Here is an 18,421-nt window from a genome sequence, read left to right on the forward strand (position 1 = left end):
GACTGTACTGCCCGGACGGGCCCGCCGTTCACGGCCGGTAGCCGAGCTGGGGCACGGTCGCGCAGTTGGCGGTCATCTCGCCCTGGCTCACCCAGCCCCGCCCGTCCTGCCAACGGGCCACCGAGAGACAGGTGTCACGGGTCGCGGGCGGCCGGGCCAGCCGCTCGAAGCGCACCGGCAGGAGCAGTCCGCGCGCGGTGTACGGCTCCGGGCGGTCGAGGAACCGCTCGACGCAGGCGCGGGTGAGTCCGGGCCCGGCCAGGCAGGAGCGGGCGGCGTCGGTGAACCACATGGCGGCGGCCCAGCCCTCCAGCTGCCACTGGGAGGTGGCCCGTTCGCCCAGCGCGGCCCGGAACTCGCGGACCGCCGGATGGCCGGAGTCCTGGAAGTTGCGGCTGGCTCCGGTCGCCCAGAGGGCGGCGCGGCAGCCGGGGGCGCGGGCGTGGTCGCGGGCCACGGAGGAGGACCAGTTCTGGACGTGGGTGACCTTGGCGGTGACGCGGACGCCGAGCGCCTCCATCGCCTCGCAGAGCCGGACGTTCCCGTGGGTGTCGAGCGCGTCGAAGAGGAGGTCGACCTCACGGTCCCGCAGGTCGGCGGCGACGGCACGGAAGTTGGGGAGGGCGAAGTCGACCTGCTCCTCGACGACCCGGTAGCCCTCGGTGCGCAGGCCGTCCGCGACGAGCCGGGCGTAGGCGGCGGAGGCGGCCTGGTTGTACGAGACGACGGCGGCGGTCCTGGCACCGTGCTCCCGCGCGAACCAGCGGTAGACCTCGGTCCCGCCGTACAGGACCCCGTCCCAGCCCGGCTCCTCGCCGGTGCGCGGGGCCGCGCTGCCGTAGATGCCGTACAGGTGCGGGTAGGTGTCGTAGGCCGGGGTGAGGGGCTGGCCGCCGATGTCGGGGACGCCGGCCCGGGAGACGAGGGGCGCGCCCGCGTAGTTCAGCGCGGTGGTGGCGACGAGGGCGAACACCTTGCGTTCGTCGACGAGCCGGTGGACGCAGGCCTGGTTGCCGACGCCGCTGCCGCCGTCGTCGCAGGTCTCGACCTCGATCCGGCGGCCGTCGAGGCCGCCGCGGGCGTTGAGGGCCGTGAAGTAGGCGAGGGCGCCGTCGCGCGGCCCGGTGAGGGCGGCGCCGCCGACCGGGCTGGTGGCGCTGGTGATGATGCCGACGCGGAGCGGCTCACCGCCGGAGGGGTGGGCGGTGGGCCGCGTCCCGAAGGCGCTCTCCGGGAGCCGGCTGCCGCAGGCCGCGAGGAGCAGCAGCGCGAGGGCCAGGAGCAGCGCCGCTCCCGCGTCAGCAGCCCTGGACGGTGACACCGCTCAGCTCGACCAGGCCGCAGAGCGTCTTCACGGAGACCTTCCAGGTGTCGTCCTGGAGCACGGAGGTGCCCCGGGAGTCGGGGAGGGCGGGGTTGCCGCCGACGAGCAGGTCGTACGCGACGTCGGCGCCGGTGGCCGAGGTGAACTCGACGTCGGTGACCTTCGCCGAGGTCATGGCCGCGTTCTTGTCCCCGGCGAAGGCGGTGACGACGGGCCGCATCCGCTCGCCGTCCTCCAGGAGCCGCACCTTCTGGTCGACCGGCGTCTTCGGGTCGAAGAAGGCCGTCCAGTTCCTCGTGATCTCGTCCTCGGCGGCGTCCGGGTCGTCGGGCTCTCCGGCGCCCGGGGAGTCGCCGGTCTCCGGGGACTCGCCCGCGTCGGGGGACTCGTCGGCGCCGGGGGCCTCGGTGGTCGGGGCGGGCGGCAGGACCGAGGTCGCCCGGTCGCCGGGGGTCGCCTCGTCGTCCGAGCACCCCGCGGCGACCGGGGTCAGGACGAGGACCGCGGCGGCCGCGAGCGCTGCCGCACGTCGCTTGAGAACCATCGGGCTCACCCCCGGTGTCCGGGCAGGCCGTCGGCGGCCTGACGTTTCCAGGGTGGGACGGTTCGGGGCATAGTGCAAGGAAGGGGACAGTCCCGAGGGAGGTGCCCGTGGCGTCGACGCCGACCGCGCGGCTCCTGCTGTGGGGCGGGCTCGCGACCGCCGCCGGGGGCTCGGTGCTCTGCGCGCTGGGCTGGTACGGGATCTCCGGTGAGCGGTTCGCCGAGCGCCAGCTGCCCTACCTGGCCTCCTGCACGGTGCCGGGGGCGGCGCTCCTGGTGGCGGGCGCGGTGCTCGTGGCCGCCGCCGTCCACCTGCCCGTGCCGCCGCGCCCGCCGCAGCCGTCGGCGCCGGAGGAGGAGGTGCGGCCCTCGGCGGAGGGGCCGTGGCTGCGGACGCCCGGCGGGACACTGGCGCATCGCGCGGACTGCCCGCTGGTGGCGGACCGGGCGGACGCCGTGGCAGCGGGGGACGCGGCCCTGGACCCGTGCCCGGTGTGTGAGCCGTGGCCTCCCTGACGTACGAGCTGACGCTGGCCGGCCTGGCCGTCGGCGGCGCCGCCGCGCTCACCGGCATCGGACTGGTCGTCACCCACCGGGCGACCGGCGTCCTCAACCTGGCGCACGGCGCCGTCGCCATGGTCTGCGCGTACGTGCTGCGCCAGCTGGTGGTGGAGTGGGGGTGGCCGCTGCCGCTCGGCGCCGCGCTCACGCTGCTCGTCGTCGCCCCGGGCCTCGGACTGCTCCTGGACCGGGGCGTGTTCCGGCCGCTCGCGCTGCGCGGCTCCGGTCCGGCCGGGACCCTGGTCGCCTCCATCGGCGTCTTCGTGCTGCTCGTGGGCGCGGCGGCGCTGCTGTGGGGCGTCGGGGCGCGGGACGACGCGCCGGCGCTGCTGGGCGACGACCCGTGGGCGCAGCTGGGGGCGGTGGTGGCGCTGGCCTGCCTGGTGGGGGCGGTGACCCGGTGGACGCGGTTCGGGCGGGAGCTGCGGGCGGTGGTCGACAACCGGCCGCTCGCGGTGCTCACGGGTATCGACGCGGACCGGGTCGCGGCGGCGGGCTGGGCGTTCGGCTCGTTCACGGCCGGCCTCACGGGCGTCCTCCTCGCCCCGTACGTCCGGCTCGACCCGTACGGGATGCCGCTGCTCGTCGTCGAGGTGATCGCGGTCGCGGTGATCGCCCGGATGCGGTCCCTGCCCGTCGCGATCGGCGCGGCGCTCGCGCTGGGGGTGGCGCAGGCGCAGCTGACCCGGCTCCACCCGGAGGGCTGGGCGGGGCCGTTGGTGCAGGCGGTGGGCGCGAACCTGTTCGTGGTGGCGCTGCTGGTCGCGGCGCTCGTGCTGCCCGGCGTCGGCGGCCCCGGCCGGGACGCCCTGCCGCCGCCCGCGGCCCCGGCCCGCGTCCCCGGCGGACTGTGGGCGGTCGTGGGCGTGCTGTTCCTCCTCCCGCTGGGCTTCGCGGGCACGGACCTCCGCACGGCGGTCCAGGTCCCGGCGCTCGCGGTGATCCTGCTCTCCCTGGTCGTGGTGACCGGCCGGGGCGGCCAGATCGCGCTCGGCCAGGCGGCGTACGCGGGGCTCGGCGCCCTCTTCACCGGTCTGCTCGCGGCGGCGGGCCTGCCGGAGCTGGTCGCCCTGGGCGCGGCGGTGGTCCTGGTGGGGCTCGCCGGGCTCCTGACGGGGTGGCCGGCGATCCGCCGCCACGGGCTCGCCCTGGCCCTCGCCACGCTGGCGGTCGGGGTCGCGGTGAGCCGCTTCGTCTTCGCGCAACCGTACGCGACGGCCGGGCTGACCCTCGACCGCCCGGCGGGCCTCGCCGACGACCGCGCCTTCTACGCCGTGGAACTCGCCGTCCTCGCCTGCGCCCTGGCCCTGGTCGCGGCCCTGCGCCGGGGCCCTACGGGCCGGGCGCTCGCCGCGCTGCGCGACCACGAGCCGGGCGCGGCCTGCGCCGGCGTACGGGTCTCCGGCCTGAAGCTCCTCGCCTTCGTCCTGGGCGCGGCCCTGGCGGCCCTCGGCGGCGGCCTCCTGGGCATGGGCGTGCGGGCCTTCGACCCGGACGCGTACGACCCGGTCCGCGGCCTCCTGTGGTTCGCCGCGGTCCTGGTCCTCGGCGCCGACAGCCTCCTCACGCCCCTGGCCGCCGCCGCGCTCCTGGTCACCCTCGACGCGGGCCCCCAGGCCGGCACGGCGGCGGCCCTGATCGGCCTCCTCGCCACCCTCTCGGGCCGCCTCCCCCCGCTCCTGAGCCTCCTCCCGCCCGGCCCCGCCGGCACCCGGGGCGCGGACCCCTCGCCCCCGCCTGCCCCGGCGGGAGGGGACGCCGGAGCGGTCCCCGGCCCCGTCGCGGGCGGCCACGCGGCCCACCCGCCCCGCGCCGACCGGCCCACCGCCGCCCCGACGGGAACCGACTCCGCACCGGGCCCCGCGCCCATCGCGGCCGTGCGCGCCGCCACCACCCACCCGCCGCGCCCTGACCCGCCCGTCGGCGGACCGACCGGACCGGCGGGAGGGGACGCCGGGACGGGCGCCCCGGCGGGAACCGACTCCGCACCCCGCCCCGCGCCTCCGGCGGCCGTGCAAGCCGCCACCACCCACCCGCCGCGCGGGGAGGGCGGGGGCGCGGCCCCGGCCGGAGGCAGGGCGCGCGTCCGCGGACCCGCGCGGCGGCCCGCGGCGCCCGCCCTCGTCGCCCACGACCTCGTCCACACCCACCCCGGAGGGGTCACCGCCCTCGACCACGTCGGTCTCGCGCTCCCCCGACCCGGCGGGATCACCGCCCTCGTCGGCCCCAACGGCGCGGGCAAGAGCACCCTCTTCGACTGTCTGGCCGGCACCCTGCGGCCCGGCTCGGGGCGGGTCACCCTCGACGGGGTCGACATCACGCGCCGCCCGGCGCACGCCCGCACCCGCCTGGGGATCGCCCGGACGTTCCAGCAGCTCGCCGTCTTCCCGTCCCTGACCGTGGAGGAGAACGTCCGCCTCGGCGCCGAGCAGGGCCGGGTCCGCGACCCGGCCGCCGTCGAGCGCTGCCTGCGGCTCCTGGGGCTCGCCGGACCGGTCCGGCACCGCCCGGCGGCCGGGCTGCCGACCGGTGTCCTGCGCCGGGTGGAGCTGGCCCGCGCGCTCGCGGGCGGCCCGCACACGCTGCTGCTCGACGAACCGGCCGCCGGCCTCGACGCCACCGAGGCCGCCGCCCTGGCGCGGGTCCTCGCCGCGCTGGCCGCCGACGGCCTGACGGTCCTCGTGGTGGAGCACGACCCGGACCTGGTCGCCGGGACCGCCCGCACCACGCACGTCATGGAGGGCGGCCGGATCGTGTCATGAGCGTCGAGATGCGGCTGTGCGCGGCCCGGGTCCGGTACGGCCCCCTGGAGGCCCTCCACGGCCTCGACCTGCCCGTCCCGGCCGCGACGGTCACCGTGCTCGTGGGCCGGAACGGCTCCGGCCGCACGACCGTCCTGCGGGCCCTCGCCGGGACGGTGCGACTCTCGGCCGGCCGGGTCCTGTGGCGCGGTGACGACGTGACGGGGCTGCCGCCGTACGAACGGGCGCGGCGCGGCCTGTGCTTCGTGCCGGACCTGGGGGCCGTCTTCGCGCGCCTGACGGTGGCCGAGAACCTGGCGTCGTTCGCGCCCGGCGCGCCGCCCCCGCCCCCGTACCCCGAACTCGTCCCCCTGCTGTCCCGTACGGCGGAGACGCTCTCCGGCGGGGAGCGCCGGATGCTGGCGCTCTCCCGGGCGCTGCTGGCGACGGCCCGGGTGGTGCTGGTCGACGAGCCGTCCCTCGGACTCGCGCCGCCGGTCGCGGCCCGTACGTACCGGATGCTCGCGGCGCTCGCCGGGGAGCGCGGGACGGCCGTCGTGCTGGCGGAGCAGCGCGTGCCGGACGGGTTGCCGCCCGGCACGCTGGTGCACGAACTGCGGCGCGGCTCCCGTGCGTTCAGCGGGGAGCCGGCCGACTTCGGCTGAGGGGCGGGACGGGGGGTGTGCGTCAGAGCGGGGCGAACCGCAGCATCATCCCGACGACGATCCGGTCGGGGTCGGGCCCGATGACCTGCCGGTTCGCCTCGTACAGCGCCTGCCACCCGCCCTCGACGCCGAACCGGCGGGCGATGGAGGCGAGCGTGTCGCCGGGCTGGACGGTGTGGACGCGGCCGCTGAGGCCGTACCGCTTGGAGCAGACGGGCCAGGCGCCCCAGCCCTGGGTCCGCAGCACCTCCTCCGCGACGGTGATCTGCTCCTGGCGGGTCGCCAGGTCGGCGCGCGGCGCGAAGGCGAGGCCGCCGTGCTCGACCCAGGTGGGCTGCCAGAACTGGAGCCCGCCGTAGAAGCCGTTGCCGGTGTTGATGTCCCAGCGCCCGCTGCTCTCGCACTCGGCGACGCAGCCCCACGGCCACTGGTCCTCGGCGCAGGCGTAGCCCGGCACGGCGCCGTCCGCGGGGGCGCCCGCGATCGGGGAGGCGGGCGCGGAGGCGGGGGCGGCGACGGCGGCACGCGCGGTCGCGGGGGTGAGGCTCAGGAGCGCCGCCGCAGACGCCGCCACGAGCGAGCCGGCCGTCCAAAATCGGATCTTCGACATCGGTGCAGGCTAGGCACCCGGCCCGCACCGCCACCCCGTGCCGCGCGGAACACCGTGCACACCCCACCCGGTCGGAGTCACCCCGGCTCATCCCCTCGGCCGTCCCGCCAGGCACCCCGTGCGTCCCACCCGTCCCGGGCGCCCCCGCGCACGCGCCAGTGGCAAGTTGCCGCAATTCCACGCGTGACCCCGGTGGAGCCTTGCCCGTTGAACTCGGCATGAGACGCACGGGAACGGCCCGGCGTCCCCCCGTACCGAGTCCAGGGAGCCCCCCGTGCCGCGCATGCTCGACGTCAGCGAGGACGTACGCGCCGAGATCGGCGACGAAGAAGCCGACCGACTGCTCGCCGGCGACAACGCCCCGGGCAACTACGACTGCACCTCCTGCCGCACGCCGGGCGACTCCGAGCAGGAGCGCACCAGCACGGTGCTCTTCGTCGGCGAGGAGACCGCGGTCCTGGCGTTCGCCCACGCCAGCTGCATTCCGTCCCAGGTCGTCCGGGTCGCCGAGGAGCAGCTCCAGGGCGCCGTCGCCTCCATCGAGGCCTCGGACGCCGCCGACGCGCTGTCCGCGTCCCACCCCGAGCAGGCGGTGCTCGGCGTGACCAGCGGTCTCGTCCTGATCGAGGGCGAGCTGCACCCGGCGCTCGTCGTGGAGCCGACCGCGCCCGTGGCCCGTCCGGGCACGGGCGGGCTCACCGACGAGTTCCTCCCGCTCCTCGCCGAGCAGGGCTTCCAGCCGGTCTCGGACCTCAACCAGAAGCCGGCGATCCTGCCGGGCTGGTCGGTCCTGGTGGCCATGGGCCAGCTGCACTCCGTCCTCCAGCCGGGGCCGAACGGCGCCGGCCAGGCCGCCTGGTGGCAGGCGCACCAGCCGCTCCAGGTGACCGAGGGCTGGCGCGCGGCGGCGAACAAGTCGCACACGGTCCTGGTCTTCGCCGCCCCGGTCGGCTCCATCGGCCAGCAGCCGCGCGAGGACCTGCTGCGCGACGCCCTGGAGAAGGCCGCGGCGAACGGCCGTCTGGTGGCCGCCGCGATGCCGCTGGCCGGCACGTGACGGACGAGGCGCGGCCCGCGATAGGGCCGGGACGCACCCCCGGGCCCTCCGGTCGTCCGGAGGGCCCGGGGGTGCCGGCCGTGCCGCGTCCGCGGCGGGCGCCTCTTTCCGAGAGCCGCCCGCATCCGACCGGCGGCGGGGTCGTTGGCACGTACGTGCACACATACGACCCCTTTCCCCAGCCGTATCCGAGTCAGATCCCGTCGATGCGCCCCGCGCAGGACGGCGGAGCGGGCTTCTCGGCCACGCCGATCTTCGACGCCCTGTACTCGGAGTACCGAAGGTCGTTCCGCACCCTGCCGGGCGACCGCAGCGGCGAGGAGGAACTCGGCTTCCGGGCCTTCGGGACGGCGATGAGTCCCAGCCGGTACGGGCAGGGCCAGGGGTACGGCGGGGCCGCGTCCGGCCAGGCGGCGCACCGGCCCGCCGCGTACCCGGCGGCGTGGGCGGCGCTGCCGCCCGGGCCGCGCAGGGGACTGTAGGACCGGCGGCGGGCGCCGTACGGAATCGGCCGAGGGCCGGGGTGAACGTCACCCCGGCCCTCGGCCGTGTCCGTCGCGGGATGCCCCGCGGGGGGGTTACTTCTTCTTGCCGCGCTTCTCGCGCACCCGGACCGAGATGTGGATCGGGGTGCCCTCGAAGCCGAACTCCTCGCGCAGCCGGCGCTCGACGAAGCGGCGGTAGCCCGCCTCCAGGAAGCCGGAGGCGAAGAGCACGAACCGGGGCGGCTTGGTGCCCGCCTGCGTACCGAAGAGGATGCGGGGCTGCTTGCCGCCGCGGATCGGGTGCGGGTGGGCGGCGACCAGCTCGCCGAGGAAGGCGTTCAGCCGGCCGGTGGGGACGCGGGTCTCCCAGCCGGCGAGCGCCGTCTCGATGGCCGGGACGAGCTTCTCCATGTGGCGGCCGGTCTTGGCGGAGACGTTGACCCGCGGCGCCCAGGCGACCTGCTGCATCTCGGTCTCGATCTCGCGCTCGAGGTAGTAGCGGCGCTCCTCGTCGAGCTCGTCCCACTTGTTGTAGGCGATGACGATCGCGCGGCCGGACTCGACCGCCATCGTGATGATGCGCTGGTCCTGGACCGAGATGTGGTCGGTGGTGTCGATGAGGATGACGGCCACCTCCGCCTTCTCGACGGCGGCGGCGGTGCGCAGGGAGGCGTAGTAGTCCGCGCCCTCCTGGAGGTGCACCTTCTTGCGGATGCCCGCCGTGTCGACGAACTTCCAGGTCACGCCGCCGAGCTCGATCAGCTCGTCGACCGGGTCGCGGGTGGTGCCGGCCAGCTCGTTGACGACGACCCGCTCCTCGCCCGCCACCTTGTTGAGGAGGGAGGACTTGCCGACGTTCGGGCGGCCGATGAGGGCGATGCGGCGCGGGCCGCCGACGGCGTTGCCGAAGCGCTGCTCGGGCGCTTCGGGCAGGGCCTTGAGGACCTCGTCGAGGAGGTCGCCGGTGCCGCGGCCGTGCAGGGAGGAGACCGGGAACGGCTCGCCGAGGCCGAGGGACCACAGCATGGCGGCGTCGGCCTCGCCGGAGGGGCCGTCGACCTTGTTGGCGGCGAGGACGACCGGCTTGCCGGCGCGGCGCAGCAGCTTGACGACGGCCTCGTCGGTGTCGGTGGCGCCGACGGTGGCGTCGACGACGAAGAGACAGGCGTCGGCGGCCTCGATGGCGTACTCGGCCTGGGCGGCGACGGAGGCGTCGATGCCGAGGACGTCCTGCTCCCAGCCGCCGGTGTCGACGACCTTGAAGCGGCGGCCCGCCCACTCGGCCTCGTAGGTGACGCGGTCGCGGGTGACGCCCGGCTTGTCCTCGACGACGGCCTCGCGGCGGCCGATGATGCGGTTCACCAGGGTCGACTTGCCGACGTTCGGGCGGCCGACGACGGCGAGGACGGGGAGCGGACCGTGCCCGGCCTCCTCGATCGCGCCCTCGACGTCCTCGACGTCGAAGCCCTCTTCCGAGGCGAGCTCCATGAACTCCGCGTACTCGGCGTCGCCAAGTGCCCCGTGGTCGTGCTGGTCGTTCATGAAGTCCGTTCCTTGATCATTCGTGGTCGGTGGGTCCCCGGGCGACGGGGCCCACTACTGAGAGTGTCGCTCAGCGCCCGGTGAGGCGCCTGGCGTTTTCCAGGTGGGCGGTCAGCCGGCCCTGGATGCGTACGGTGGCCTCGTCGAGCGCCTTGCGGGTGCGGCGGCCCGAGCCGTCCCCCGCTTCGAAGGCGTCGCCGAAGACGACGTCGACGCGGCCGCGCAGCGGCGGCAGCGCCTTGACCAGCCGTCCGCGGCGCTCGGTGCTTCCCAGCACGGCGACCGGGACGATCGGGGCCCCGCTGCGTACGGCGAAGTAGGCGAGCCCGGCACGGAGGGAGGCGAAGTCGCCCTCGCCGCGGGTGCCCTCCGGGAAGATCCCGAGGACGCCGCCCTGCTCCAGGACGCCGAGCGCGCCGGCTATCGCGGTGCGGTCGGTGCTCTCGCGGTCGACCTTGAGCTGCCCGATGCCCTCCAGGAAGCCGCCGAGCGGGCCGACGAACGCCTCCTTCTTGATGAGGAAATGCACCGGACGCGGGGCGGTGCCCATGAGCATGGGGCCGTCGATGTTGTGCGCGTGGTTGACGGCGAGGATGACGGGGCCGGAGGCCGGCACCCGCCAGGCGCCGAGGACGCGCGGCTTCCAGAGGCCGTACATCAGTCCGATGCCGATGCGGCGGCCGACGGCGGCGCCCTTCCCGGAGGGCACGGTCACTTGGCCTCCGCCCGCTTCTCCGGGCTCGCGGTCGCGCTCCGCCGCTCCTCGACCAGGGTGACGACGCACTCGATGACCTGGTCCAGGGTGAGGTCGGTGGTGTCGACCTCGACGGCGTCGTCCGCCTTGGCGAGCGGCGACGTCTTGCGGCTGGAGTCGGCCGCGTCCCGCTTGACCAGGGCCTCCCGGGTGGCCTGCACGTCGGCGCCCTTCAGCTCGCCGGAGCGGCGCGCGGCGCGGGCCTCGGGCGAGGCGGTGAGGAAGATCTTGAGGTCGGCGTCGGGCAGGACGGTGGTGCCGATGTCCCGGCCCTCGACGACGATGCCGGCCTCGGCGCCGCGGGCGATGCTCCGCTGGAGCTCGGTGATGAGGGTCCGCACCTCGGGGACGGCGCTGACGGCGCTGACCTTCGAGGTGACCTCCTCCGTACGGATCGGGCCGGAGGCGTCGGCGCCGTCGACGGTGATCGTGGGCCGGGCCGGGTCGGTGCCGGAGACGATGACCGGCTTGGAGGCGGCGTTGGCGACGGCCTCGGCGTCGGTGACGTCGACCCCGTTGCTGATCATCCACCAGGTGATCGCCCGGTACTGGGCGCCGGTGTCGAGGTAGCTCAGCCCCAGCTTGGCGGCGACCGCCTTCGAGGTGCTCGACTTGCCCGTGCCGGAGGGCCCGTCGATGGCGACGATCACGGATTCCACGGTGGGGACACCTTCCTGGGTGAACGGCTGGACCCGGCGGGGATGCGGGGGACCCCCACAAGGTTACCGAGTCCCACGCACCCGTTCGGCCCAGCCCGCACGGCGCCCGGCGCCCCGGCCCGCGCCGCGCGGCCGTACCCCCGGCTCGTACGACCGCCTCAGCCCGTGCGACCGTACGCCCCGGCTCGTGCGGCCGCCTCAGCCCGTGCGGAGCGCCCAGCCGCGTTCCTTCAGGGCCGTGCCCAGCGTCGGGGCGGCCGACGGCTCCACCATCAGCTGGACCAGGCCCGCCTGCTGGCCGGTCGCGTGCTCGATGCGGACGTCCTCGATGTTCACGCCCGCCCGGCCCGCGTCGGCGAAGATCCGGGCCAGCTCGCCGGGCTGGTCGCTGATGAGGACGGCGACCGTCTCGTACGCGGTGGGGGCGGCGCCGTGCTTGCCGGGGACGCGGGCGCGGCCGGCGTTGCCGCGGCGCAGGACGTCCTCGACGCCCGAGGCGCCGTCGCGGCGCTTGTCGTCGTCGGCGGACTGGAGGGCGCGCAGGGCGCGGACGGTCTCGTCGAGGTCGGCGGCGACGCCCGCGAGGACGTCGGCGACGGGCCCCGGGTTGGCCGAGAGGATCTCGACCCACATCCGCGGGTCCGAGGCGGCGATCCGGGTGACGTCCCTGATGCCCTGCCCGCAGAGCCGTACGGCCGTCTCGTCGGCCTCCTCCAGGCGCGCGGCGACCATCGAGGAGACCAGCTGCGGGGTGTGGGAGACCAGGGCCACGGCCCGGTCGTGGGCGTCGGCGTCCATGACGACGGGCACGGCCCGGCAGAGGGCGACCAGCTCCAGGGCGAGGTTGAGCACCTCGGTGTCGGTGTCCCGGGTCGGGGTGAGCACCCACGGCCGGCCCTCGAAGAGGTCGGCGGTCCCGGCGAGCGGGCCGGATCGCTCCTTGCCGGACATGGGGTGGGTGCCGATGTACGCGGTGAGGTCGAGGCCCAGCGCCTCCAGCTCCCGCTTCGGCCCGCCTTTGACGCTCGCCACGTCGAGGTAGCCGCGGGCGAGCCCGGCGGCCATCGCCCCGGCGAGGGTGGCGGCGACGTGCGCGGGCGGTACGGCGACGATCGCGAGGTCCACGGGGCCCTCGGGCGCCTCGTCGGTGCCCGCGCCGAGTGCGGCGGCGGTGCGGGCGCGCGCCGGGTCGTGGTCGCGGAGGTGGACGGTGACCCCGCGGCTCGCGAGGGCGAGCGCGGCGGAGGTGCCGATCAGTCCGGTTCCGATGACGAGGGCTGTTCTCACGGGGCGATGTCCTTGCGCAGGGCGGCCGCGGCGCCGGGGTGGACGGGCGCGGTCCGGGACGTGGGGAGGTCGGTCTCGACGTGGGCCGGGTCGTGTCCGGAAAGTAGCGCCGTCTGCCCGAAGGGCAGGGCCTGCGGCGTCCGGTGCGTGCGATCGCAAGGCGGAGGGTCGCCCTCGTACCGGGCGTCGAGTTCCTGTGCGCGGACCAGGGGGACGCCGACGGCGGTGCATCCGCTGCGGTCGGGCACGGCGGTGAGCGGCTCCTGGACGCGCGCGTGCGTCCGCCCGGCCTCGTCCCGGTCCGGCCGGACCGCGCCCCGGACCGCTCGTACGGCCACGTCCTCACTCCTTCACCTGCGTCTGCGCACCACTCAGCCTAGCCAGCCGGGGTGCGGCGCGCCGGGGCGCCCGCCCTCCGAGACGGGCGGCGGGCGGGCCGGGAGGCAGAGAGGTAGAAAGGTCGGCATGCTGATGCACGTCGTGCCCCTGGACTCGTGGTCCGCCGCTCCCGAGGTCCCGTACGCCCCGCCGTCGCTCGCGGCCGAGGGCTTCGTCCACTGCTCGCCGGACGAGCGCGCGGCCCTCGCGATCGCCGACGCCCGCTACCGGGACGTCCGGGGCCCGCTGCTCGTCCTGGTGATCGACGAGACGCGGCTGGGCGCCGAGGTCCGCTGGGAGGGTTCGGAGGGCCGGCTGTTCCCGCACGTCCACGGCCCGATCGAGCGGGCGGCGGTGACGTCCGTCCTGGAGGTCCGCCGCGATCCGGACGGCCGCGCGCGGGAGCTGACGCCCTGGCCGTGAAGCCCGAGCGGCGCGGGCCCGGCCCGCCGGCACGAGTCCTGCCCGCCTGCACGAGTCCTGCCCGAGCGGCGCGGGCCCGGCCCGCCGGCACGAGTCCTGCCCGCCCGTGCGAGTCCTGCCCGGCCGCACGAGCGGGCACTCTCGGCGCGACGCCGGCCGGCGGGCCGGGTCGACGGCGTGTTGCGTCCTGCTCGGCACGGGCCCGCGCCAAGCTGGGCCGTATGACTTCGCACGCGACTCCGCGCCGTACCGTCCTCCTCGCCGCCGCGGCCCTGACGACCGCGGCGACCACCGGCTGCGGCTCGGACGGCGGCGGGGACGGCGGGGACGGTACGAGCACCACGGCGTCGCCCGCGGAGCCCGGCCGGTCCACGACTGCTCCTTCGGCACCGTCGACGCCGAGCGGCCCGGCCGCCGAGGACACCCCGAGCGCGTCGGCGGGCGGGGCGCTGGCCCGGACGTCCGAGATCCCGGTCGGCGGCGGCACGGTCTTCGCGAAGGAGAAGGTGGTCGTGACGCAGCCGGCCGCCGGTGAGTTCAGGGCGTTCTCGGCCGTCTGCACCCACCAGGGCTGCACGGTGAACAAGGTCGCGGACGGCACCATCGACTGCCCGTGCCACGGGTCGAGGTTCCGGATCGCCGACGGCTCGGTGGCGGCCGGACCCGCCACCCGCCCGCTGCCGGCCGAGCGGATCACCGTCTCCGGGGAGTCGATCACCCTCGCGTAGCCTGACCGGCATGGACATGACTCCGGAAGCGCTGGTGCGCGACCACACGATCTACTCCTGCGTGATGGGCTCGCGCGCGTTCGGCCTGGCCACCGAGGACAGCGACACGGACGTCCGAGGCGTCTACCTCGCCCCGACGCCGCTGTTCTGGCGCTTCGACAAGCCGCCCGCGCACGTCGAGGGCCCCCGCGAGGAGCAGTTCAGCTGGGAGCTGGAACGCTTCTGCGAGCTGGCCCTGCGCAACAACCCGAACGTCCTGGAGTGCCTCCACTCCCCCGTCGTCACCCACGCCGACGACCTCGGCCGCGAACTGATCGCGCTGCGCGGCTCGTTCCTGTCCCGCCGCTCCCACCAGACCTTCGTCCGGTACGCCGGGGGCCAGCGCCGCAAGCTCGACGCGGACGTCCGCCAGTACGGCCGGCCCCGCTGGAAGCACGCGATGCACCTGCTCCGGCTGCTGACCAGCTGCCGCGACCTGCTGCGCACGGGCGAACTCCACATCGAGGTCGGCGAGGACCGCGACCGGCTCCTCGCCGTCAAGCGCGGCGAGGTGGCCTGGCCCGAGGTCGAGGCCTGGATGAACCGGCTCCAGGAGGAGGCGGACCGGGCGCACGACGCCAGCCCGCTGCCCGCCGACCCGGACGCGGCCCGGATCGAGGACTTCCTGATCCGGGCCCGCCGCGCCTCGGCCCTGCGGGAGGTCTAGCCCGTCCCTTCCGGATGGAGCCGGGCCCGTACGACGAGGTCGTGGAGCGCGTCGTGGGCGCGCACCGTCTCTCCGAGGGCCGAGGCCTCCTGCGCCGCGTCGAGGACCGCGTGCAGCGCCTCCACCTCGGCCCGTACGTCCTCCCGTACGACCTCGGCGGCACCGTGCTCGGCCTCGGCCTTCGCCGCGACGAGCCCGGGGAGGCGGGCCGGGGCCTCGGGCACCTCGCCGACGAGCGTCGGCAGGTGCGCCTGCACCTCGCCCGCGCGCATCAGGTGGATGCCGGTGAGCAGCGCGCGGTAGGTGTAGAGCAGCGGCTTGAGCTCGCCGCTCTTCTCGAACAGCCGCCACTGGGTGCCGGCGAAGCCCCGGTAGTGGTGGGCGTGGTGGCGCGTCAGCACCTGGGGCACGAGGGCGACGAGCTCGGCGTGGACGTCCGTGGTGTGCACGACCAGCGGGGAGGTGAGCTGCTCCAGGACGTAGCCGTTGCGCCGCAGCATCAGCCGGGCGAACTTCCGCAGGTCGTGGGTGACGAGGTCCATCTCGACGCCGTCCCTGACCCACATCCGGTCCCGGGTCTCCTCGGGCTCGCGCAGCCCGAGGAGCGCCTCCGGCGGCAGCAGGTGCGCCCCGCGCAGGTCCACGTCGGAGTCCCGCGAGGGGAATCCGTACAGGTGCGCACCGGAGACGGTCGCGAAGAGCAGCCGGTCGGGCTGCTCCGCCACGACGGCGGAGAGGTCGGCGTCCACGAGCTGTGTCATGGCTCAAGCGTCCCAGAGCGCTCCGAAGGCCAGCAGCTCGGCCCGGTGTTCGACGGTCTGCGACCAGGCGGCGGGCCAGGCGTCCGCGCCCAGGTGGGCGCCGGCGAAGGCGCCCGCGAGGGCGGCGATCGAGTCGGAGTCGCCGCGGGTGCAGGCGGCCCGGCGCAGGACGGTGAGGGGCTCGTCGGGGAAGAGCAGGAAGCAGAGCAGGGCGGTGGCGAGGGCTTCCTCGGCGATCCAGCCGTCGCCGGTGTACGTGCAGGGGTCGAGCTCCGGGTCGGCGGTGCGCTGGACGGCGTCGAGCCGCTCCAGGACGGCCAGGCACTCGTCCCAGCCGCGCCGGGCGAAGTGCGTCGCGCCGGGGTCCTGGGAGCGGGTCCACAGGTCGCCGAGCCAGCGCTCGTCGTAGCGGGAGCGGTTCTCGTACGCGTACGAGCGGAGCTGTCCGACGAGGCCGGTCGGGTCGACGCCCTGGGCGAGCAGGTACACGGCGCGGGCGGTGAGGTCGGAGGCGGCGAGGGCGGTGGGGTGGCCGTGGGTGAGGGCGGCCTGGAGCTGGGCGGCGCCCGCGCGCTGCTCCTCGGTGAGTCCGGGGACGAGTCCGACGGGGGCGACGCGCATGTTGGCGCCGCAGCCCTTGGAGTGGATCTGGCTGGCGTCCTGCCAGGGCCGGTCGCCGTCGAGGAGCCGGCAGGCGACCAGGCAGGTGCGGCCCGGGGCGCGGTTGTTCTCCGGGGAGTGGTACCAGTCGACGTACTCCTCCCGGACGGGCCGTGCGAGCCGCAGCGGGGTGAGCGGGCCCCGCTCCGAGGCGGTCCGGATGCCCCGGGCGAGGGCGAGGGTCATCTGGGTGTCGTCGGTGACGTACGCCGTGCCTCGGGCGAGCGGCAGTTCCATGGACCGCCACGGTCCGTGCGCGGCGAGGATCGCGGGGACGTCGTGGAACTCGGTCGGGAAGCCCAGGGCGTCGCCGAGCGCCAGTCCGATCAGGGTCCCGGTCGCTGCCTGCTTCGTCGTCATGCGGATCGTCCTTCCGGTCGGAGCAGTGGCGGGTGGAGGGCCGTGGCCTCGCCCGCCCTGTAGAGCGCGGCCGGTTTCCCCCGTCCGCCGGTGCGGCGCGGCGGTCCCGCCACGGCTTCCACGAAGCCTGGCGTGGTGAGGACCTTGCGCCGGAAGTTGGGGCGGTCGAGCGGGACGCCCCAGACCGTCTCGTACACCTGCCGCAGCTCGCCGAGGGTGAACTCGGGCGGGCAGAAGGCGGTGGCGAGGCAGGTGTACTCGAGCTTGGCGCCGACGCGTTCCCGGGCGTCGGCGAGGATGCGGTCATGGTCGAAGGCGAGGCCGGGAACCTCGTCGTACGGCAGCCAGCGGGCCTCGACCGCGTCGCCCCCGCCGTGCGGTTCGGGCAGCCCGGGGACGAGGGCGGTGAAGGCGACGGAGACGACCCGCATCCGGGGGTCGCGGTCCGGCTCGCTGTAGGTGCGGAGCTGTTCGAGGTGGAGGCCCTCGACGGTCGGTCCCGGCAGGCCGGTCTCCTCCGCCAGTTCGCGGCGGGCGGCGGCCTCGGCGGACTCGCGGGGCAGGACGAAGCCGCCGGGGAGCGCCCACTCGCCCGCGTACGGCTCCTGGCCGCGCTGGACGAGCAGGGCGTGCAGCCGTTCCTCGCGGACGGTGAGGACGGCGAGGTCGACGGTGACGGCGAAGGGCTCGAAGGCGCGCTTGTCGTAGCCGTGCGGGGGCGGGCCGGGCGTGGTCATCGGCGTTCCCGGAGGGGCTGGTCTGCGGGCCGGGCGGCTGCTCGGTCGCGGGGCCCGACGGCGGGCCGGGCGGCTGCTCGGTCGCGGGGCCCGACGGCTGCTCGGTCACCGGGCCGGCCGGGGGGCGCGTCGGCGAGGCGCGGCCCTTCGGCCAGCAGGGCGTCGACGGCGGCGACGGCGGTGGCGAGCCGTTCCTCGTGGGGGCCGGTGAGGAGGACCGCGCAGCGGCCGGAGCGGGCGAGCTGGGTGAGGAAGCGGGCGGTCGTCCAGGCCCGCAGCCGCTCGCCCCCGGGCGGGGCGCCGTCCGGAGCCGCGTGTGCGGCGCGGGGCCGGTTCGGGACGCCCCGGTGGTCGGTCAGCAGCCAGAGGTGCTGGCGGCCGCGCGCGGCGACGGCACCCGTGTCGGGGCTGGTCGTCCCGGTGTACCGCTCGTGCCAGATGGTGGCGGCGAAGGCGTCGGTGTCGCAGAAGAGGACGGGCGAGCCGTCCCGGGCCGCCTCCTCCTCCCGCTCGGCCTGGCGCTGCGCGAGGACCGGGAAGTCGGCGGAGCGGAGGGCGACGTCGGCCGGGGCGGCCGCCGGGTCGCCGTCCCGGAGCTCGGCGAGCCGGAGCGCCCGGTACTCCCGCCCGTACTCCGGTACGCATCGGGTGCGCGCCCAGACGCCGCCGCGCCGCCGGTAGTGGTCGGTGAGGGCGAGGGCCATGGTGGTGGTGCCGGTGGACTCGGCGCCGAGGACGACGACCCGGCGGGTGAGCGCCGCCCGCACGGGCGCCGCCAGCTCGTCCCAGCAGCCGGCCGGGTCGGCGCGGACCCGCGCGGCGGAGACCGGGTGGGCCAGGCGCTCGGGGTCGACGACGACGGAGGCGGCGCCGAAGCGGCGGCCGCACTCCTCCCCGTACGGCTCGGAGGTGAAGACGGCGTCGACGCGCTCGGGCACCGCGGCCCGCAGGACGGCCAGGGAGGCGTCCCCCCAGGTGCGGGGGGCGTGGAGGTCGACGGCGGCGTCGAGGGAAGCGCCGAGGACGAGGGCCTCGGGGTGGATCTCGCGCATCCAGTCGACCCGCGCGTCCAGCGGGAGGGGGTCGCCCGGGCAGCCGCAGACGAGGACGGTGAGCCGCTCGCAGCGCTCGGCCGCGGTGCGGACGAGGTGGTGGTGGCCGGCGTGCGGCGGGCAGAACCTGCCGAGGACGAGGCCGTGCCCGTAACCGGGGCGGGGGCCGTGGCCGTCGTGGCCGTCGCGGGTGTTCCTGCGGGCGCTCATCACCACCTCCGTAAGAGTCATCCTGACTATAAATGGCTCGGTGGTGCGGCCACAAGGACGAAAAAGGAGGCCCGGGGGCGCGGGGGGGGGGGGCGGGGCGGCGCGCGGGGGGGCGCGCGGGGGGGCGGGCGGCGGGTTTGATTGGTATTGGACCCGGGGGAAAAAACAAATCATGATG

20 protein-coding genes are annotated in these 18,421 nt (G+C 76.1%); 8 read left to right on the top strand and 12 right to left on the bottom strand.

Annotation, left to right across the window (positions count from 1 at the left end; genetic code table 11):
* Positions 1 to 28 precede the first annotated feature (28 nt).
* Both ACWDVG_RS26010 and ACWDVG_RS26015 read right to left on the bottom strand, forming a co-directional pair.
* The gene (locus tag ACWDVG_RS26010) at positions 29 to 1,321 is read right to left on the bottom strand and encodes an ABC transporter substrate-binding protein (protein WP_451702401.1); all 1,293 of its coding nucleotides are present in this window, start codon (positions 1,319 to 1,321) and stop codon (positions 29 to 31) included.
* Positions 1,299 to 1,868: a hypothetical protein gene (locus ACWDVG_RS26015; protein WP_451702403.1), complete on the bottom strand. Its 570-nt coding sequence runs from the start codon at positions 1,866 to 1,868 to the stop codon at positions 1,299 to 1,301. The genes ACWDVG_RS26010 and ACWDVG_RS26015 overlap by 23 nt, the downstream gene beginning before the upstream one ends.
* A gap of 101 nt (positions 1,869 to 1,969) precedes the next feature.
* Between ACWDVG_RS26015 and ACWDVG_RS26020 the strand changes: the two genes are divergently transcribed.
* The 3 genes from ACWDVG_RS26020 to ACWDVG_RS26030 are packed head-to-tail and all read left to right on the top strand — an operon-like array spanning position 1,970 to position 5,834.
* Positions 1,970 to 2,383, top strand: a complete 414-nt coding sequence (locus ACWDVG_RS26020) for a hypothetical protein (RefSeq protein WP_451702404.1) — start codon at positions 1,970 to 1,972, stop codon at positions 2,381 to 2,383.
* On the top strand, positions 2,371 to 5,190 hold the full coding sequence (locus tag ACWDVG_RS26025) for an ABC transporter permease subunit (RefSeq protein ID WP_451702405.1): 2,820 nt from the start codon (positions 2,371 to 2,373) through the stop codon (positions 5,188 to 5,190). The genes ACWDVG_RS26020 and ACWDVG_RS26025 overlap by 13 nt, the downstream gene beginning before the upstream one ends.
* Positions 5,187 to 5,834, top strand: a complete 648-nt coding sequence (locus ACWDVG_RS26030) for an ATP-binding cassette domain-containing protein (protein WP_451702407.1) — start codon at positions 5,187 to 5,189, stop codon at positions 5,832 to 5,834. The genes ACWDVG_RS26025 and ACWDVG_RS26030 overlap by 4 nt, the downstream gene beginning before the upstream one ends.
* Positions 5,835 to 5,856: 22 nt before the next feature.
* On the opposite strand, the gene ACWDVG_RS26035 is transcribed toward ACWDVG_RS26030, so the two are convergent.
* Entirely contained in the window at positions 5,857 to 6,444 is a 588-nt protein-coding gene (locus ACWDVG_RS26035; RefSeq protein WP_451702409.1) for a LysM peptidoglycan-binding domain-containing protein, read from the bottom strand.
* 274 nt (positions 6,445 to 6,718) lie between these two features.
* Between ACWDVG_RS26035 and ACWDVG_RS26040 the strand changes: the two genes are divergently transcribed.
* On the top strand, positions 6,719 to 7,501 hold the full coding sequence (locus ACWDVG_RS26040) for a hypothetical protein (RefSeq protein ID WP_451702411.1): 783 nt from the start codon (positions 6,719 to 6,721) through the stop codon (positions 7,499 to 7,501).
* A gap of 206 nt (positions 7,502 to 7,707) precedes the next feature.
* The gene (locus ACWDVG_RS26045; protein WP_451702414.1) at positions 7,708 to 7,983 is read left to right on the top strand and encodes a hypothetical protein; all 276 of its coding nucleotides are present in this window, start codon (positions 7,708 to 7,710) and stop codon (positions 7,981 to 7,983) included.
* 96 nt (positions 7,984 to 8,079) lie between these two features.
* Here the strand turns inward: ACWDVG_RS26045 and der are convergent, their stop codons facing one another.
* From der to ACWDVG_RS26070, 5 genes are all read right to left on the bottom strand, one after another.
* Positions 8,080 to 9,528: a ribosome biogenesis GTPase Der gene (gene der, locus ACWDVG_RS26050; protein WP_451702416.1), complete on the bottom strand. Its 1,449-nt coding sequence runs from the start codon at positions 9,526 to 9,528 to the stop codon at positions 8,080 to 8,082.
* Between the two features lie 70 nt (positions 9,529 to 9,598).
* Positions 9,599 to 10,312, bottom strand: coding sequence for a lysophospholipid acyltransferase family protein (locus tag ACWDVG_RS26055; RefSeq protein WP_451702418.1), 714 nt, complete (start codon positions 10,310 to 10,312; stop codon positions 9,599 to 9,601).
* Positions 10,240 to 10,941: a (d)CMP kinase gene (cmk, locus tag ACWDVG_RS26060; protein WP_451702420.1), complete on the bottom strand. Its 702-nt coding sequence runs from the start codon at positions 10,939 to 10,941 to the stop codon at positions 10,240 to 10,242. The genes ACWDVG_RS26055 and cmk overlap by 73 nt, the downstream gene beginning before the upstream one ends.
* Positions 10,942 to 11,139: 198 nt before the next feature.
* Positions 11,140 to 12,228, bottom strand: a complete 1,089-nt coding sequence (locus tag ACWDVG_RS26065; RefSeq protein WP_451702422.1) for a prephenate dehydrogenase — start codon at positions 12,226 to 12,228, stop codon at positions 11,140 to 11,142.
* A complete protein-coding gene (locus tag ACWDVG_RS26070; protein ID WP_451702424.1) occupies positions 12,225 to 12,566 on the bottom strand; it encodes a chorismate mutase in 342 nt (113 codons plus the stop codon). Before ACWDVG_RS26070 ends, ACWDVG_RS26065 begins: the two co-directional genes overlap by 4 nt.
* Positions 12,567 to 12,693: 127 nt before the next feature.
* Between ACWDVG_RS26070 and ACWDVG_RS26075 the strand changes: the two genes are divergently transcribed.
* The 3 genes from ACWDVG_RS26075 (at position 12,694) to ACWDVG_RS26085 (ending at position 14,463) form a co-directional block, all read left to right on the top strand.
* Positions 12,694 to 13,029 carry a DUF952 domain-containing protein gene (locus ACWDVG_RS26075; protein WP_451702426.1) on the top strand — a complete coding sequence of 112 codons (336 nt, stop codon included), beginning with the start codon at positions 12,694 to 12,696 and terminating at the stop codon, positions 13,027 to 13,029.
* 221 nt (positions 13,030 to 13,250) lie between these two features.
* Positions 13,251 to 13,757 carry a Rieske (2Fe-2S) protein gene (locus ACWDVG_RS26080; RefSeq protein WP_451702429.1) on the top strand — a complete coding sequence of 169 codons (507 nt, stop codon included), beginning with the start codon at positions 13,251 to 13,253 and terminating at the stop codon, positions 13,755 to 13,757.
* 16 nt (positions 13,758 to 13,773) lie between these two features.
* Positions 13,774 to 14,463 carry a nucleotidyltransferase domain-containing protein gene (locus ACWDVG_RS26085; RefSeq protein ID WP_451702443.1) on the top strand — a complete coding sequence of 230 codons (690 nt, stop codon included), beginning with the start codon at positions 13,774 to 13,776 and terminating at the stop codon, positions 14,461 to 14,463.
* On the opposite strand, the gene ACWDVG_RS26090 is transcribed toward ACWDVG_RS26085, so the two are convergent.
* The 4 genes from ACWDVG_RS26090 to ACWDVG_RS26105 are packed head-to-tail and all read right to left on the bottom strand — an operon-like array spanning position 14,460 to position 18,243.
* On the bottom strand, positions 14,460 to 15,224 hold the full coding sequence (locus ACWDVG_RS26090; protein ID WP_451702431.1) for a nucleotidyltransferase domain-containing protein: 765 nt from the start codon (positions 15,222 to 15,224) through the stop codon (positions 14,460 to 14,462). The two genes, ACWDVG_RS26085 and ACWDVG_RS26090, sit on opposite strands and share 4 nt — an antisense overlap.
* A gap of 3 nt (positions 15,225 to 15,227) precedes the next feature.
* Positions 15,228 to 16,244, bottom strand: a complete 1,017-nt coding sequence (locus ACWDVG_RS26095; protein ID WP_451702433.1) for an ADP-ribosylglycohydrolase family protein — start codon at positions 16,242 to 16,244, stop codon at positions 15,228 to 15,230.
* Positions 16,241 to 16,981, bottom strand: coding sequence for an NUDIX hydrolase (locus tag ACWDVG_RS26100; RefSeq protein WP_451702436.1), 741 nt, complete (start codon positions 16,979 to 16,981; stop codon positions 16,241 to 16,243). The genes ACWDVG_RS26095 and ACWDVG_RS26100 overlap by 4 nt, the downstream gene beginning before the upstream one ends.
* Positions 16,978 to 18,243: an AAA family ATPase gene (locus tag ACWDVG_RS26105; RefSeq protein ID WP_451702438.1), complete on the bottom strand. Its 1,266-nt coding sequence runs from the start codon at positions 18,241 to 18,243 to the stop codon at positions 16,978 to 16,980. The genes ACWDVG_RS26100 and ACWDVG_RS26105 overlap by 4 nt, the downstream gene beginning before the upstream one ends.
* Positions 18,244 to 18,421: the final 178 nt, after the last annotated feature.

The sequence above is a fragment of the Streptomyces sp. NPDC003327 genome (assembly GCF_053589515.1).

Excerpts from the sequence above, each read along its gene's own strand:
- ACWDVG_RS26075 (WP_451702426.1), top strand. The coding sequence starts at position 12,694 with ATGCTGATGCACGTCGTGCCCCTGGACTCGTGGTCCGCCGCTCCCGAG.
- ACWDVG_RS26105 (WP_451702438.1), bottom strand. The coding sequence starts at position 18,243 with ATGAGCGCCCGCAGGAACACCCGCGACGGCCACGACGGCCACGGCCCC.
- der (WP_451702416.1), bottom strand. The coding sequence starts at position 9,528 with ATGAACGACCAGCACGACCACGGGGCACTTGGCGACGCCGAGTACGCG.
- ACWDVG_RS26030 (WP_451702407.1), top strand. The coding sequence starts at position 5,187 with ATGAGCGTCGAGATGCGGCTGTGCGCGGCCCGGGTCCGGTACGGCCCC.
- ACWDVG_RS26085 (WP_451702443.1), top strand. The coding sequence starts at position 13,774 with ATGACTCCGGAAGCGCTGGTGCGCGACCACACGATCTACTCCTGCGTG.
- ACWDVG_RS26080 (WP_451702429.1), top strand. The coding sequence starts at position 13,251 with ATGACTTCGCACGCGACTCCGCGCCGTACCGTCCTCCTCGCCGCCGCG.
- ACWDVG_RS26045 (WP_451702414.1), top strand. The coding sequence starts at position 7,708 with ATGCGCCCCGCGCAGGACGGCGGAGCGGGCTTCTCGGCCACGCCGATC.
- ACWDVG_RS26100 (WP_451702436.1), bottom strand. The coding sequence starts at position 16,981 with ATGACCACGCCCGGCCCGCCCCCGCACGGCTACGACAAGCGCGCCTTC.
- ACWDVG_RS26015 (WP_451702403.1), bottom strand. The coding sequence starts at position 1,868 with ATGGTTCTCAAGCGACGTGCGGCAGCGCTCGCGGCCGCCGCGGTCCTC.
- ACWDVG_RS26090 (WP_451702431.1), bottom strand. The coding sequence starts at position 15,224 with ATGACACAGCTCGTGGACGCCGACCTCTCCGCCGTCGTGGCGGAGCAG.
- ACWDVG_RS26035 (WP_451702409.1), bottom strand. The coding sequence starts at position 6,444 with ATGTCGAAGATCCGATTTTGGACGGCCGGCTCGCTCGTGGCGGCGTCT.
- ACWDVG_RS26095 (WP_451702433.1), bottom strand. The coding sequence starts at position 16,244 with ATGACGACGAAGCAGGCAGCGACCGGGACCCTGATCGGACTGGCGCTC.